This is a genomic window from Pseudomaricurvus sp. (genome assembly GCF_965662505.1).
In the GTDB taxonomy this organism is placed as follows: domain Bacteria; phylum Pseudomonadota; class Gammaproteobacteria; order Pseudomonadales; family Cellvibrionaceae; genus Pseudomaricurvus.
Window position 1 is genome coordinate 11896 of the sequence record NZ_CBFIHX010000002.1, and the last position, 14529, is coordinate 26424.

Consider the following 14529-nt stretch of genomic DNA (forward strand, 5'->3'; position numbering starts at 1 on the left):
ATGAGCAAAAAGCACTCTCGCAGGATCGCGGGAAAGCTGATCGGATTTGTCGCGGTTTTGCTGATCGTGACGGCTGTGGTGGTTCAGCTGGGGCGAATGTTCGCTCCGCTGGTCTCTGAAAATCGCACGCGCCTCGAAAACTACCTGACAGAGCAGTTGGGTGCTCGTGTTCAGATTGGCAACATTCAGGCCCGTTGGGACAGCCTGCGCCCGGAACTGTCTGTAGATCAGGTTTTGGTCACTACCGCAGACGGCGAGCAAGTGCTTACGGTGAAACACGCCTCTGCCCAGTTGGGTCTGTTGCTCTCCTTGCGGGATTGGGATCTGCGTTTCTGGGAGGTTGAACTTGCGGAAGTGCAGGTGGTGTTTGACCAAACACCAGCAGGACACTGGCAGCTGTCAGGGGTTAATACACCCAAGAGCCGCTCTTCCTCACTGGATCCGGTCGATGCGATGCTGATCGGACGGCATATCCTGTTTGACGATATTCACACGACGTTTAATTTTCACAGCGGCCGCCAGCAAGAGGTTGGGTTTACTCAGCTGCGGCTGGAAAATGACCGTCACTTCCACCGTTTGACCGCCGATGTGGATTTACCGAATCAGCCCGATACGGTACAACTGGTGTATGAAGGCCTCGGTGATCCACGAGACGCCAGTGAGTTCCACGGCGATGGTTACCTCAAACTGGACAATTACCCTCTCCCCAGCGCGGTGGCGTTTGTCTCTGAAGACGCTGCAGCTCGGGCGGGCATCCAGGATGGTTTGGTATCATCGGAAATATGGCTGAAAACCCGGCCGGAGCAGCCGGTCACTCTGCAGGGCAGCGTCAATTTTCATCGCACTACTGAAGTCAATCCCGCCATTCCTGTGCGTATCGGTGGAGAAATCACTGGGCAGTATTCGTCTCCAAAAGACTGGAAGCTGAACCTTCAGGGCTTACAAGCCTTTTGGCGAGATCAACAAAGCCAATCCCTCAGCGCGAGTCTGGCAAGTCACCCTGATCCGGAGCGTTGGGAGGTGCAGATCCCACAGTTGGAATTGGCCGAACTGTCCCGGGAATTGGATCGGTTCAGTCGCTTTCCAGAGCACGATATCCCGGAAGCGGTAATCAGGCTGGTGGGTGAGTTCGGTGCTACGGGTACGGTCAGCAATATTCACGTTGCTATTCCCAAAACGTCACCGATGGATTTTGTGTTGAGGGCAAATTTACAGCAGGTCTCGGTCAATGACTGGAAGGGCGCACCGGAAATTCGGCAGCTGGACGGCTATCTGGAGGCGTCATCCCTAAGCGGTTTTGTGGAAATTGACAGTCAGGAAGGGCTATTAATGCACTTTCCTCAGGTGTATCACAACGCCTTTGAATTTGAGCGGGCACAGGGCGTGGTGGGTTGGACGGTACGACCTGAAGACAATCAGGCGCAGGTCTACAGCAATGTTCTGAACATGCAGGGGCAGCTGGGTGAAGCCAGCGGGTATTTTTATCTGGACGCCCCGCTGGAGCGCAACTCACGTCCTACAGAACTCATGTTGCAGATCGGTTTGCAGAATGGTCACGCAATCGACCATAAGAAACTGGTGCCGAAGGTGGTTCCGGATTCGCTGCTGGCCTGGCTGGACAGTTCTATTGTGCAAGGTGCAGTACCCTCGGGTGGCTTCCTGATGGAAGGCTATTTTGGTGGAGGAGCCTCCGACACCCGCTCCGTACAGGTCGCTTTGAATGTCGCAGACGGTGAGTTGAGCTTTGATCCCCGCTGGCCAGTGCTGCAAACGTTTTCCGGTTTTTTGGAAATCGACGATACTCGCGTGCAGGGCTGGGTGGATGAAGGGCAGTTCCTGAGTTCTGCGCTTCAGCCTACCTATCTGGAGGTGGGAGCCAACCCCCAAGGTGAAGGCTCGCTGTTGCAAATTAACGGTGCGTTGTCGGGCGATGCCAGCGCCGGCTTGCAGGTACTGACGCAAACCCCTATCCGTGATGCTCTGGGTGGTGCTCTGGACGAATGGTCGCTAAAAGGTGACATGAAGGCTGAAGTGCAGTTGCGCATCCCCCTAAAGGCGGGCGAGACCGGCAGTCGCCAGCAAGTGGATGTATCTCTGCGGAATGCCGATTTGATGATGCAAAGTCTCGGACTGGATTTTGACCGGCTGGGCGGTGACCTGATGTATTCGGATACGCGCGGGCTGTATGCAGAAACCCTGTCTGCCCGACTCTGGGATCAGTCTCTGGCTCTGCGCATTGCTTCTACGCCTGCGTCTCCATCTACACCTATGAATACGGATATTCACTTTAAAGGCCCGCTGGACTTTGCTCGCCTGGCGTCCTGGTCCCGAAGACCGGAGCTTATGTTTATTGAAGGTGTAGTGCCTGTCAGTGGTGAGGTTTCTGTAGCATCGGGTGAAATTCCGGTGCGGATTCAGGCGAGTTCAGACTTGTCCGGGGCAAGCATTGATCTGCCGGCCCCTTACGGCAAAGCCGTCTCGGAAAAACGTTCTCTCAAGCTAGACATTCCTGTTGCCCGCAATCACACCAGCTATAGGGTCAACTACGATAATCTGGTCTCGGTGAATATTCAGACGGCCAAAGATCAGCCTGTGGAGGGCCTCATCGCTTTGGGGCAGCCCAGTCAATTACATGTCAATGATGGTCTCTGGCTGGATGGGGCGATCGATCGTCTGGATGCGGAGCAGTGGTGGCCTGTGGTTCAGCGTTATCAGACTTTTGCAGAGCAGTTTTCCTCTGGCGTTGGGGCTGGGGAATTGTCGGCGGGAGAGGCGTCGACGGTACAGGTATCGACGGTTCAGACTGTAGCCAGTTCTAATTTAAACCTTCAGTTATTTATTGAGGAATTCAGTTGGGGTGAGGTCGAGCTGAAAGCCGTTCAGGTCGGGGGAGGGCAACGCAAGCAGGGTTGGCGCATCCGGCTGGATGATGATCGGGTCAAAGGTGCTTTTTTCCTGGCAGATGATGGCAGGCCGCTGAATGTCGAGCTGGATTATATCCGTTGGCCAGCGCTTGAATCAGGCAGTGCAGAGGGTGCGGATCCAGCCGCTGAAGAAAACGGCTTCAGTCAGAAGTTGAGTTCGGTACAGCCTCAGGATATTCCCGCTGTGGATTTCTCAGTAGGGGAGCTCTCTCTGGGCGATAAACACTATGGTCGCTGGAGTTTTCAGGCGCGACCCGATCAGTCAGGCCTGGTGATCTCTAATTTGCTGGGCAGTGTCAATGGTGTTCATGTGTCGGCCAGAGAGCCAAAGTCTGATAGCACTAATCAAAAAGAACAGACAAACCAAAACAGCAACACTGCGCAAGAGCAAGGTGCTTCTCTTATTTGGAGAAAAGGTCGAGGCAAAGAGCGCACGCGATTTTATGGCAAGTTGTCGGGTGGTAATCTGGCGAATATCTCGGACGCCTGGGAGCTTCCCAGAATGATGGACAGCAAGTCCGTGGAGCTGGATGTTAACTTGTTGTGGCCTGGCAATCCGGCTGAGGTTTCCGTGGCGGATCTGCAGGGCAAAATGAAGGTGAGTGTACAGGATGGCCGTTTTTATCGTTCAACCGGCCAGGCCAGTAACGCCTTGTTACGATTGGTGGGGTTGTTTAATTTCGACAGCTGGATTCGCCGTTTGCAGTTGGACTTTTCGGATGTATTTAAAGGCGGAACCCCCTTTGAGAGTGTGGCTGGCGAGATCCAGTTTGAGAAAGGTATCGTGTACCTGACTCAGCCTATGGAGGTGAGAAATACGTCGTCCGTGTTGAAAATGGGAGGTAAGATCAACTTGCCTGAAGAAACCCTGGATACCTCCTTGGTGGCGACGCTTCCCGTGGGAGGTAATGCCACCCTGATCGCGGCGTTTGCAGGCGGCCTGCCTGCCGCCGCCGGGGTGTATGCAATCAGTAAAATTTTCAAGAAGCAGATGGAGCGGGTCGCCAGCGTCAGTTATAGCATCAAAGGGTCGTGGAGTGATCCGGCCATTGAGTTTGATAAGCTGTTTGACAACAAGGCGGCTCAACAAGCCGCCGATGACAGTCGTGAAGCCGCCAGTGAAGGCAAAAAAAGAAGACGTAAAGCGAACGAACGGTGAGTGAGGTTCGGTCCGGCTGGGCTCAGGCTTCGATGATATCGCGAATGTAGCGGAACAATTTACGGGCTGAGGTTGGTGCTTTCTGTTGGCTCTGCTCTTTTTGGCTGTTGCGAATCAATTGACGCAGGTATTGCACCTCGCAGTGTGGGTACTCTGCCACAAACGTTTGCAGTGCTTCATTGCCGTCTTCCAGTAAGCGATCTCGCCTATGTTCGGTTTGGTGCTGAATTTTGGTGTGTTCCTGACCAATTGAGATTACCCGCTCGTAGGCGGTTTTAATCTCTTCAATATTTTCGGCTTTGCGCATCAATTTGCCAATAAATTGCAGCTGGCGTCTGCGCCCCTCGCGGTGCTTCATGCCCCGTGCCTGGTGTATGGCATCGGCCAGTTCGCCTTCAATGGGAATGCGGGCAATGAATTTATCGCTGAGTTCAACAATCTTTGTTCCCAAATCCTGCAGAGCGGCCATTTCCTTCTTAATGTCAGTTTTTGAAGGAATGTACTCTTCTTCATCGTCGCGGTCGGGAAAATCGTCAAATTGAGACATCGGGAATATCCGTTGAAAAATGTGTTAGGTCTAAAAACGTGTTGAGTTTAAAAACGTATTAAGCGTAAAAATAGGTGGCCAGACCAAGGAAGGCAAAGAAGCCCACGACGTCGGTCACGGTGGTCAGCGCCACGCTGCCAGCCAGCGCCGGGTCAATATTCATGCTGCGCAAGGTGATGGGCAGCAGTGCACCCGCGACCGAGGCGGTAATCAGGTTGATGACCATGGCTGCGGCGATGATCGCGGCGATGGTCATATCGTCAAACCACAAACCGGCTATCACAGCCATAAGCCCCGCCCAGAGCAGTCCGTTCAGCAAGCCGACGAAAAACTCTCGCGAGAGCAGCCAATTAATATTGTTGCGGCCAATTTTGCCCAGTGCCATCCCTCGGATCATAACGGTCAGAGTTTGGCTGCCAGCTACGCCGCCCATGCTGGCGACAATGGGCATCAGCACGGCCAGTGCCACCACCTTGTCGATGGTATCCTGAAAAATATTGATCACGGCCGAGGCAATAATCGCGGTGAGCAGGTTGATACCCAGCCAGATGGCGCGTCTTGGCGCGGTTCTGGAGACGGGGGCAAAGGTATCTTCTTCTTCATCCAGACCGGCCATCCCCATAAAGGAGTGGTCAGCGCCTTCGCGGATCACGTCGACCACGTCATCAATGGTGATTCGCCCGACGACAATGCCGTTGTCATCGATCACCGGCGCCGAAACCCAGTTGTGGCGTTCAAACAGACTGGCTACCTCGTTCTCGGGCATGTGCGCCGGAATGGGCTCAAAGTCGGTACGCATCAACTCCCGCACGGTACTGGTGGGCGATGAAGTCAACAGGCGCGACAGCGGCAGCAGGCCAACGTACTGCCCTTTACTGTTCACTACGATCAGGCTGTCGGTGGAGTCCGGAAGTTCGTCGTGGCGGCGCAGATAGCGAAACACGACGTCCAGTGTCACCCTGGGGCGAACGGTCACCGTATCGGTATCCATCAGGCCGCCGGCGGTGTCCTCGTCGTAGGAGAGCACCTGCTCTACCCGCTGGCGATCCTGAGCGTCCATCGCGGCGAGTACTTCCTGAATCACGCGGTCTGGCAGGCGTTGCAGAACATCGGCCAAATCGTCCGTGTCCATGCCTTCGGTGATGGCGACTACCTCTTCGGTGCCCATCCCGCGCAGGAATTGAGCCTGTACTTCTTCCGAGAGTTCCTGCAGAACTTCACCTTCCAGATCGCTATCGACCAGGCGCCAAAGCACGCGGCGGGATGGGGGCGGGGAAGATTCCAGCAGGTGAGCTATTTCGACCGGTTGCAGGCCGTTGAGCATGCGCCGTACCTGTTGAAAGGTACCGCTTTCCAATGCCTCATTGATTTCACCGAGTTGTGCCTGAGTTAATGCGAGCAATTCATCGGTGTTTTGAGACATAGGCGTTCACACGTATCCGTATTGAGTGAGGTTAACGGCGTGTATTCTAATGGGGCTTGGCGGCATAAGCCAGTGGAAGGCCAGACTTACGCCGTTTCGTCGAGGTCTGGTTGGCTGAGTTGTAGTTGCTTATTCGTCTTCGTCAAAGCGATTGTTGATGAGTTCGATGATGGCTTGCATGGCCTCTTGCTGATCCTGCCCCTCGGCTTGCAAGGTGATTTCGGTGCCCTGATTCGCGGCAAGTAACATCAGTGACATGACGCTCTTGGCATCGACGAGTTTTCCGTTCAGGCCCACTTTGATCTGGCTGGAATAGCGGGAGGCTGTGCTGGCAAATAAGGCCGCTGCGCGGGCATGGAGCCCCAATTTATTAATGATGGTGACGGTATCAGTCAGCATAATGTTCTCTATGGATTATGTTTTTTGTAATTGTTCCAGTTCCCGGTGCCTCAGTTGCGTGTTGGGGTGCTCATTTTTGAAGGCCTCATAGAGGCGCTCGCACAAATACACTGAGCGGTGGTGCCCGCCCGTGCAGCCAATGGCGACGGTAAAGTAGCTGCGATTGCTGTCGCTGAAGCGAGGTAGCCAGCGCTGCAGGTAGCTGGCGATGTCATTGTACATATCGTTGACATCGTCCTCGGCCTCAAGAAACTCAACGACTTCCTTATCCTTGCCGCTGAAGCTGCGCAAATGAGGTTTCCAGTAAGGGTTTGGCAGGCAGCGTACGTCAAACACCTGATCAACATCCACCGGAATGCCGCGCTTGAAGCCAAAGGACTGAAATAACAGCGCCATCCCGGGACCTGTATTACCGACAATGCGCTGTTTCACCAGGTCTCGTAACTGATGCAGGCTAAGGCCGCTGGTGTCGATGGTCAGATCGGCAGAGTTGGCGATGGGCTCGAGAAATTTTCTCTCAAGAGCGATTGCCTGTTTGAGATCGGTTGTCTGTCCGCTGAGAGGGTGCTTGCGTCGGGTTTCGCTGAAACGCTGAATCAAAATGGGGCTGCGGGCATCCAGAAACAGAATTTCGCACTGCAAGCCGGGAATCTTGGCTTGCGACAAAAACTCGGGAAACTCCTGAAGATCCTGCCAGGTGTTGCGTGCGTCAATACTGACGGCAAATGACTGGCTCTGGGGATGCTGATCCAACTGTCGAACCAGCGATGGCAGTAAAGAGGCAGGCAAGTTATCAATACAGGTAAAACCGACATCCTCAAGCACGTGCAAGGCTGTGCTTTTCCCCGAGCCGGAGCGGCCGCTAATTACAACTAAACGCATGGGATTTTCTGCCTCGTCGACTATCAATATTTCAGGGTGCTCGTTTTATCCGGGTGCTTTCTTATTGGGGCGTTATGGCCTCATCAGGACGCACGGCCTTTGAAGGAGGAGTATCAATTGATACAACACCACGAGCAATACTCTAAAGGTACCTTACTTTGGGTAGATTACAAAACCGCGTCCCTGCGCCATCAGAGGGGCGCGCTGGCGTCTTGTTCGGTGGCTGCCAGGTAGAGGCTTTGGGTGTCGCTGGCGTCGCGAAGATTCTGCAAATAGTCGGGATGGTGCAGTTGTTCGGCAATCGCGGCCAGAGTTTTCAGATGTTCGTCGTGAGCCTCCTCGGGAACAATCAGGGCAAACAGGATGTCCACGGGTTGGCCGTCGATGGATTCATAGTCGATGGGGCTTTGTAACTGAATCAAAGCACCAACGGTGTTGGCGCAATTGTTGATGCGGCAGTGAGGAATAGCAATGCCACCGCCCAGACCGGTTGTGCCAAGCCGCTCCCGAGAGATCAGACTGGTGAAGATCTCATCGGCGTTAAGAGTCGGCTGGTCTTCGGCAATCAGTTGGGAGATGACTTGCAGAGCGCGTTTTTTGCTGCTGGCCTCAACACCGCAGTAGGTGCGATGTTGAGACAAAAATGATCTTACTTCCATAAATTAGCGGTGATGATTTCGCATCTTTTCTTTGTGTTTAATGAGTTGGCGGTCGAGCTTGTCGGCCAACATGTCGATGGCGGCGTAGAGGTCTTCGGACTCGCTGTCTGCGAAGAAGTCTTTGCCGCTCACGTGCACTGAGGCTTCTGCCTTTTGGCGTAGTTTATCAACAGATAGTATGACGTTGGTACTGGTAATTCGGTCGTGGTGTCTTTCGAGGCGATCTAGTTTGGTGTTGACGTAGTTTTTAATGGCAGTTGTCAGTTCAACATGGTGTCCACTGATGTTGATTTGCATGCGTTGCTCCTCTTGTCGTGAAACGTCGGTATTGAATCGCTTGTCATACAGCTTTGGCTACTAGCACCAGCTGTGTTGGTGCTGTCGAGGCCCTGACAGGCAGGACTTTAACCTTTATCCCGAGTGGGCGACCAGTACCGGCTGCAGCGGACTTGTGTTGCGGTCAACAGCTGCTCAGACCAATCGCTTACGCTCGTTGGACGCGGGTATTCCTAAAGACTCCCGATACTTGGCGATGGTGCGTCTGGCCACCTTAATGCCCTGTTCGGCGAGTAATGTGGTGATTTTGCTATCACTTAACGGTTTTTGGGGGCTCTCAGCCGCCACCAGTTTTTTGATGATGGCACGGATTGCTGTGGATGAGCATTCGCCGCCTGAGTCAGTACTCACATGGCTTGAGAAGAAGTATTTCAGCTCAAAGATGCCCTGAGGCGTGTGCATGTACTTTTGAGTGGTGACCCGGGAAATGGTGGACTCGTGCATGCCGACAATTTCGGCCACGTCGTGCAGAACCAGCGGTTTCATGGCCTCGGCGCCATAATCGAGAAAGCCGCGCTGTTTTTCGACGATACAGGTAGAGACTTTCAGCAGGGTCTCGTTGCGGCTTTGCAAGCTCTTGAGGAACCAGCGGGCTTCCTGCAAGTTGTCGCGTAAGAAGGAGTTGTCACTGCTGGTGTCCGCCCGCTTGACCATTGAGGCGTAGGTATCATTGATACGCAATTTGGGTGCGATGTCGGGATTCAGATTCACAGTCCAGCGGTCATCCTGTTTGGTCACAAATACATCGGGTACTACGTACTCGGTCTCGCCACTGTAGATGCTGTCCCCTGGACGTGGATTCAGGCTCTGAATCAAAATGATGGCATCTCGCAGCTGGGCTTCCTTGAGTTTGGTTTTTCTCATCAGCTGCTTGTAATCGCGGCTGCCCAGCAACAATAAGTGGTCTTTGACTATGAGTTTAGCATCTTCCCGGCAGGGTGTAGTTTTTGGCAGTTGATTCAGCTGGATTAGCAGGCATTCGCTCAAATCCTGACTGGCGACCCCGGGAGGGTCAAACTGTTGCAGTCTGTGCAACACCGCAAAGACTTCGTCCAGTTCGAGCTCTTCCAGCTCGTCTACCAGGCTTTCATGGATTTCTTCGGCGTTCATGCTGAGCATGCCGGTGTCTTCAATAGCGTCAATAAACGCCATCGCTATGACTTGGTCCCGATCGGACATGGGGGTCAGGTTGAGCTGCCACATCAGGTGCTGATGCAGGGATTCGTCGCTGCCGCGCCGGCTTTCGTAATCGTTGTCCTCGCTGTCGGGTGCTGACAAGCCGCTGCCGGAAGGGCCTGACTGGTATACATCGTCCCAGCTGGTGTCTACCGGCAGGTCTTCCGGAATAGCGTCTCCCCAGTCGCCCTCGGGACTGTCATCGCTGTTTCTGTCGACGCCACTTTGCTCTTCCTGGGCGCTGGCGGTGGGTTCTGGTTCGCTGTCGGAATCTTTGGTGCTGCTCTGTTCGGGCTGATCTTTGGGGGTGTTGATGCTCTCGTCGGGAGTGTCCGAACCGGCATTGTCGTCTTCGCCGACTTCCAGCATGGGGTTGGAGTCGAGCGCCTCCTGGATTTCGGCCTGAAGGTCGAGCGTCGACAGCTGCAGCAGGCGGATGGCTTGCTGCAGTTGGGGGGTCATGGTGAGTTGTTGACCCAGCTTGAGTTGTAACGACTGTTTCATGTATGGCTACGGCTACTGAGGAATTCTTTCTCTGCTCTGCCGCAATGTCAGCGAGTGTGGAGCTGTGTGATGTGTGCGGCAGAATCCATTCTTGCGACGATCAGACTCGATTGAAATGATCGTGTTGGTGAGCAAGTGTAGCCAGAGTAACCGAGGAGAACAACTTAAACAAGCAAGTTTTATGCCTGTTTCTTGCCTGCTTGGGAGGAAATGCGAATGTTGGGAGCGGGTGGCTGCGTTGTGGTCGATCTTAGTTGGACGCGCTGTCCAAGCTGTTTGCCAGAGGCCACAATTTTGTGTGTGGGGTCACACTTTTAGCCCTGAGAAAACACACTATAAGCTGAATTGGTGCCCGAGGTAAACCTCTCTGACCTGCGTGTTGCCTAGAACGGTTTCCGGCGTGCCTTCGGCAATAATGTGGCCTTCGCTGACGATGTAGGCTTTCTCGCAAATATCGAGGGTTTCGCGAACGTTGTGATCAGTAATCAAAACGCCAATCCCGCGATCTTTCAGGTGCTGAATAATGTGCTTGATGTCGTTGACGGAAATGGGGTCGACGCCAGCAAATGGTTCATCCAGCCGGATGAATTCCGGGTCGGTGGCCAGTGCGCGAGCGATTTCGACCCGGCGACGCTCACCACCGGACAGCGCCATGCCGAGGCTATTCTGGATATGGCTGATGTGAAACTCTCGCAACAACTGATCGAGTTTGTCCTGGCGCTGTTTGCGGTTCAGGTCCTTGCGGGTTTCCAGAATACTGAGAATGTTGTCGTTGACCGTCAGCTTGCGGAATACGGAGGCTTCCTGTGGCAGGTAGCCGATGCCCGCTCGTGCCCGTCCGTGCATGGAAAGGTGCGTCAGGTTCTTTTGATCAATAGTGACCTTGCCCTGATCGGCATCCACCAGCCCGGCAATCATGTAAAAGCAAGTGGTCTTGCCCGCCCCGTTGGGACCCAGCAGGCCGACAATCTGGCCACTGCTGACCGACAGGGAAACGTCGATAACGACACGGCGGCTTTTGTAGCTCTTGGCGAGGTTCAGGGCGTTGAGTGTGGGCATGGCGTTGGTCTTGTCCTTAAATCCGGCGCTGGGCAGTGTGGCGGTGCGGTGGCGCTTTAACTGTTAGGGATTGCGCTCACTTTTGGGAGGAATCGTCATGTGAATGCGGTCTGGGTTGGTGGTGCTTTTGTTGCCCTGAGCTTTCACCACAGAAGATTTCATGTCGTAATCAATCTTTTTGCCGGTCAGGGTGGTGCCATCGCCCTGACGCAGCGAGGCGTTTTCGCTGATGTGCAGCTTTTCGGTGTCCAGCAGGTATTCGATGGTTTTGCCTTTGGCGATCACCATTTCTTTGTCGGGCTCGGGGATTTGCTGGTAGTGGGCGCGATCACCGGTGGCGACAACCCGTGAAATCTCGTTGTTGATGCTGTAAATCACCACCTTGTCGGCTTTGATCCGCATGGTGCCCTGATCCATCTGTACCTCGCCGGTATAGGTAGTGATGCCCTTTTTTTCGTTGCGCTCGGCGGTGTCAGAGCTGATGTGTATCGGTTGCTCCCGGTCGCTTTCCAGTGCCAGAAGAGTGGAGCTGAACCCGCCCAGAGTCAGGGATAACAAAAGCGAAATGGCGAGTTTATTGCGGATCATGTATGCCTCGGACGTTGGATAGCAATTTTATAGTGTCTGTTTTCAGGTACGCTTCCATACCAACGGCATGGGTGGTGTTGCCGGGGCTGGTGATGATAACAGGTTTGTCAGTTTCGGCGTATTGCCTCTCTGGTTTTACGACCAGATATGGCGTTGTGAGTTCCGAGGATTGGCCCAGAGTGTCGGTGCGAGTGATGTGCACATCTCCCCAAAGTTGAACCAGGTTGCCGTTGTTGCGGGCTTTTCCGGTATTCGACACGATGGTGGTGGGCGGCTTGTCCACTGAATACATTGTCAGCTTCGGGGCGGTGAGGTCGGCGTAGTCTTTGGCTGTGCGTCGCTTGGGGTTCTTTTGGTAGTAGCGGGTTTCAGACGCGACAAAAACCGAACTCAACTGGCCGTTCTCGTCAAAGCGACGACGAACGGCGTTGTGCACAATATTGCTCGGGTGTTTGGATGTTTTCGGAGTTTCGGGCTTCTGAGGCAGGAATGTCTCCGGTGGGGAATCCCAAAACACCAGAAACAGACAGGTCAACAAAATGATGAAAGCCGGGGCCAGCCAGTTTTTATTCATGATGAGGTTGCCTACATAACTCCGGCACGCAGTATGTCGTGCATGTGAATGACGCCGATGGGACGATGACCGTCGTCTTCAACAATCAGGGCGGTGATCTTGCGGCCTTCCATGATGCCCAGAGCTTCGGCGGCCAGCATGTTGTGGTGAACGGTTTTGGGATTTGCCGACATGACCTGATCCATGGTGGCGGTGCTGAGGTCTGCCCCCTGGTCGACGCAGCGACGCAGGTCGCCATCGGTGAATACGCCCAGCAGGTGGCCGTCAGGATTGGTTACGGTCGTCATGCCGAAGCCTTTCTCGGTCATTTCTACCAGTGCCTGGCTGAGTGCTGTATCGGCACTGACTCGCGGCACTTCGCTGTCTTTGTGCATGATGTCTTCCACTTTCAGCAGCAGTTTGCGCCCCAGCGCGCCGCCGGGGTGGGAAAAAGCAAAGTCTTCTGCGGTAAAGCCGCGAGCTTCCAGCAGGGCCACCGCCAGGGCGTCGCCCATGGCCAGGGTTACCGTGGTGCTGGTGGTTGGCGCCAGGTTCAGAGGGCAGGCCTCGCTCTCAATACTGATGTCCAGGTGGACGTTGGCGGCCAGCGCCAGTGGCGAGTCGGCTTTGCCCGCCATGCTGATCAGTGGGATCCCCATGCGCTTGAGCATCGGCAAAAGCATTACGATTTCAGCGGAGGAGCCGGAATTGGAAATGCCGATGACCACATCGTCACGGGTGATCATGCCCAGATCGCCGTGGCTGGCTTCGCCCGGGTGGACAAAGAAAGAGGGAGTTCCGGTGCTGGCCAGAGTGGCGGCGATCTTGTTGCCGATATGACCCGATTTGCCCATGCCGGTGACAATGGTTCTGCCCTTGCAGTTGAGGATCAGCTGGCAGGCATCCACAAAGGTCTGGTTTACACGACTTTTGAGGTCGGCGACGGCCTTGGCCTCAATGTCGATGGTGCGCTGACCGGCCTTGATGAGTTGGGCGGTGTCTGTCGGTGGTGTGTTGTTCTGGGTCATAAGGCTATTCTAAGGGAATTTGAGTTTTTGCCGTTTGCAACAAGCCTATCGGCAAACGGCGTTTAAAGGAACCTCAGGCGGCAGCCATCGGGTTAGTATCCGTAGATGGCCGGCGAGGATCAGCGGAACAGCACATAGAAATACAGGATGTAGCCCGCCAATAGCAGGGTCCCAATACGGCGCCCCAGGTAGGCGACTCCCTGACTGTTAGGGTGCCGGTTGCGTACCTTGTAATCAATAATGATAGCTGCCGCCAGCAGGAGCGTGATGCCGCCCATGGCCATAAAGTCGCGACTGAAGACGTCGGTCTCCATGACGGGCGGGTGGATGATGCCCGGCAGTGACATGACGGCCAGGATGTTAAAGATGTTGGAGCCTATAATGTTACCCAGGGCCATGTCGTGGTGGCCTTTGATGGCGCTCATGACCGAGGCGGCTAGCTCCGGGAGGCTGGTGCCAATGGCGACAACGGTCAGACCAATGATCAGAGGGCTGACGCCGAAGTCGGTGGCGACAATTTGGGCGCCCCACACCAGCAGATCGGAGCTGGCAATCAGTACCCCAAGGCCGACCACAAACCAGAAGAAAGCGATGCCGGTCTTCATGTTGGGGATTTCGTCCTCGTCCACAACCTCTTCCGGGTGATCTTTCTTGCTACGAGTCATGATGTATAGCAGAGGAATCAGGCCGCCAAGCAATAAGTAGCCCTCAAGAGGTGACAAGGTTGCGTCGTACAGCACAATGCCGGCAGCCACAGTGACCAACAGCAGAATCGGAATTTCCTGAGTCAGCAGGTGTTTCTGGATGGGCATAGGAGCGATCAGAGCTGTAATCGCCAAGACCATACCGATGTTTGCCAGGTTCGACCCCAGGGCGTTACCAATGGCCAGCTCGCCACTGCCGTCCAGGGCTGCGTTGATGGAAACAACGATTTCCGGGGCAGAGGTTCCAAGGGAAACGATGGTGAGACCGATAATCAAACGGCTAACGCCAAAGTTACTGGCGATAGCGGCACTACCACCGACAAAGCGGTCGGCGCTCCAGATTAATCCGCCGAAGCCAACGAGTATGGCGATCCAGGCCAGCCACAGTTCTGACATTGATGTTCCTTAGTAATCTGAGTGCAGTAATATAGGTGCAGGTCAAAGGTGGCAGATGGTATAGTGGCCTGCTTGGAATGTCAGCCGTAATGTGCATTTTTCTGGAAATTGCCGACCTTATCGCCTTTTGGGTTCCCTCGCTGTTAAACCTTTCCCTGTTTGGGGGTTCTAACGTCACGAGGAGCCTGTTTT

Annotated in this window: 13 protein-coding genes; 1 reads left to right on the top strand and 12 read right to left on the bottom strand. The window is 54.5% G+C overall.

What is annotated here, in order from left to right; all coding sequences use genetic code 11:
* A complete protein-coding gene (locus ACTG33_RS00390) occupies positions 1–4083 on the top strand; it encodes a YhdP family protein (RefSeq protein ID WP_439133178.1) in 4083 nt (1360 codons plus the stop codon).
* 22 nt (positions 4084–4105) lie between these two features.
* Here the strand turns inward: ACTG33_RS00390 and yjgA are convergent, their stop codons facing one another.
* The 12 genes from yjgA to ACTG33_RS00450 form a co-directional block, all read right to left on the bottom strand.
* The gene (yjgA, locus tag ACTG33_RS00395; protein ID WP_439133179.1) at positions 4106–4630 is read right to left on the bottom strand and encodes a ribosome biogenesis factor YjgA; all 525 of its coding nucleotides are present in this window, start codon (positions 4628–4630) and stop codon (positions 4106–4108) included.
* Positions 4631–4688: 58 nt separating this feature from the next.
* Complete coding sequence (gene mgtE / locus ACTG33_RS00400; protein ID WP_439133180.1) at positions 4689–6053, bottom strand: magnesium transporter; 1365 nt, start codon at positions 6051–6053, stop codon at positions 4689–4691.
* Positions 6054–6182: 129 nt separating this feature from the next.
* Positions 6183–6452 carry an HPr family phosphocarrier protein gene (locus ACTG33_RS00405; protein ID WP_439133181.1) on the bottom strand — a complete coding sequence of 90 codons (270 nt, stop codon included), beginning with the start codon at positions 6450–6452 and terminating at the stop codon, positions 6183–6185.
* A 15-nt stretch (positions 6453–6467) separates the two neighbouring features.
* Positions 6468–7334 carry an RNase adapter RapZ gene (gene rapZ, locus ACTG33_RS00410; protein ID WP_439133182.1) on the bottom strand — a complete coding sequence of 289 codons (867 nt, stop codon included), beginning with the start codon at positions 7332–7334 and terminating at the stop codon, positions 6468–6470.
* Positions 7335–7525: 191 nt separating this feature from the next.
* Positions 7526–7975 (bottom strand): PTS sugar transporter subunit IIA, encoded by a 450-nt coding sequence (locus ACTG33_RS00415; protein WP_439133183.1) that lies wholly within the window; start codon positions 7973–7975, stop codon positions 7526–7528.
* Between the two features lie 21 nt (positions 7976–7996).
* Positions 7997–8290: a ribosome hibernation-promoting factor, HPF/YfiA family gene (hpf, locus tag ACTG33_RS00420; RefSeq protein WP_439133184.1), complete on the bottom strand. Its 294-nt coding sequence runs from the start codon at positions 8288–8290 to the stop codon at positions 7997–7999.
* A 174-nt stretch (positions 8291–8464) separates the two neighbouring features.
* Entirely contained in the window at positions 8465–10009 is a 1545-nt protein-coding gene (locus tag ACTG33_RS00425) for an RNA polymerase factor sigma-54 (RefSeq protein WP_439133185.1), read from the bottom strand.
* A 333-nt stretch (positions 10010–10342) separates the two neighbouring features.
* Entirely contained in the window at positions 10343–11068 is a 726-nt protein-coding gene (lptB, locus tag ACTG33_RS00430; RefSeq protein ID WP_439133186.1) for an LPS export ABC transporter ATP-binding protein, read from the bottom strand.
* Positions 11069–11131: 63 nt separating this feature from the next.
* Positions 11132–11656, bottom strand: coding sequence for a lipopolysaccharide transport periplasmic protein LptA (lptA, locus tag ACTG33_RS00435; protein WP_439133187.1), 525 nt, complete (start codon positions 11654–11656; stop codon positions 11132–11134).
* A complete protein-coding gene (gene lptC, locus ACTG33_RS00440) occupies positions 11643–12230 on the bottom strand; it encodes an LPS export ABC transporter periplasmic protein LptC (RefSeq protein ID WP_439133188.1) in 588 nt (195 codons plus the stop codon). The genes lptA and lptC overlap by 14 nt, the downstream gene beginning before the upstream one ends.
* Before the next feature lie 11 nt (positions 12231–12241).
* On the bottom strand, positions 12242–13237 hold the full coding sequence (locus ACTG33_RS00445; RefSeq protein WP_439133189.1) for a KpsF/GutQ family sugar-phosphate isomerase: 996 nt from the start codon (positions 13235–13237) through the stop codon (positions 12242–12244).
* A 119-nt stretch (positions 13238–13356) separates the two neighbouring features.
* Positions 13357–14337, bottom strand: coding sequence for a calcium/sodium antiporter (locus ACTG33_RS00450; protein ID WP_439133190.1), 981 nt, complete (start codon positions 14335–14337; stop codon positions 13357–13359).
* Positions 14338–14529 lie beyond the last annotated feature (192 nt).

What these genes read in the sequence shown, in the direction of transcription:
- ACTG33_RS00390 (WP_439133178.1), top strand. Translation starts at nt 1, where the DNA reads ATGAGCAAAAAGCACTCTCGCAGGATCGCGGGAAAGCTGATCGGATTT.
- yjgA (WP_439133179.1), bottom strand. Translation starts at nt 4,630, where the DNA reads ATGTCTCAATTTGACGATTTTCCCGACCGCGACGATGAAGAAGAGTAC.
- mgtE (WP_439133180.1), bottom strand. Translation starts at nt 6,053, where the DNA reads ATGTCTCAAAACACCGATGAATTGCTCGCATTAACTCAGGCACAACTC.
- ACTG33_RS00405 (WP_439133181.1), bottom strand. Translation starts at nt 6,452, where the DNA reads ATGCTGACTGATACCGTCACCATCATTAATAAATTGGGGCTCCATGCC.
- rapZ (WP_439133182.1), bottom strand. Translation starts at nt 7,334, where the DNA reads ATGCGTTTAGTTGTAATTAGCGGCCGCTCCGGCTCGGGGAAAAGCACA.
- hpf (WP_439133184.1), bottom strand. Translation starts at nt 8,290, where the DNA reads ATGCAAATCAACATCAGTGGACACCATGTTGAACTGACAACTGCCATT.
- ACTG33_RS00425 (WP_439133185.1), bottom strand. Translation starts at nt 10,009, where the DNA reads ATGAAACAGTCGTTACAACTCAAGCTGGGTCAACAACTCACCATGACC.
- lptB (WP_439133186.1), bottom strand. Translation starts at nt 11,068, where the DNA reads ATGCCCACACTCAACGCCCTGAACCTCGCCAAGAGCTACAAAAGCCGC.
- lptA (WP_439133187.1), bottom strand. Translation starts at nt 11,656, where the DNA reads ATGATCCGCAATAAACTCGCCATTTCGCTTTTGTTATCCCTGACTCTG.
- lptC (WP_439133188.1), bottom strand. Translation starts at nt 12,230, where the DNA reads ATGAATAAAAACTGGCTGGCCCCGGCTTTCATCATTTTGTTGACCTGT.
- ACTG33_RS00445 (WP_439133189.1), bottom strand. Translation starts at nt 13,237, where the DNA reads ATGACCCAGAACAACACACCACCGACAGACACCGCCCAACTCATCAAG.
- ACTG33_RS00450 (WP_439133190.1), bottom strand. Translation starts at nt 14,337, where the DNA reads ATGTCAGAACTGTGGCTGGCCTGGATCGCCATACTCGTTGGCTTCGGC.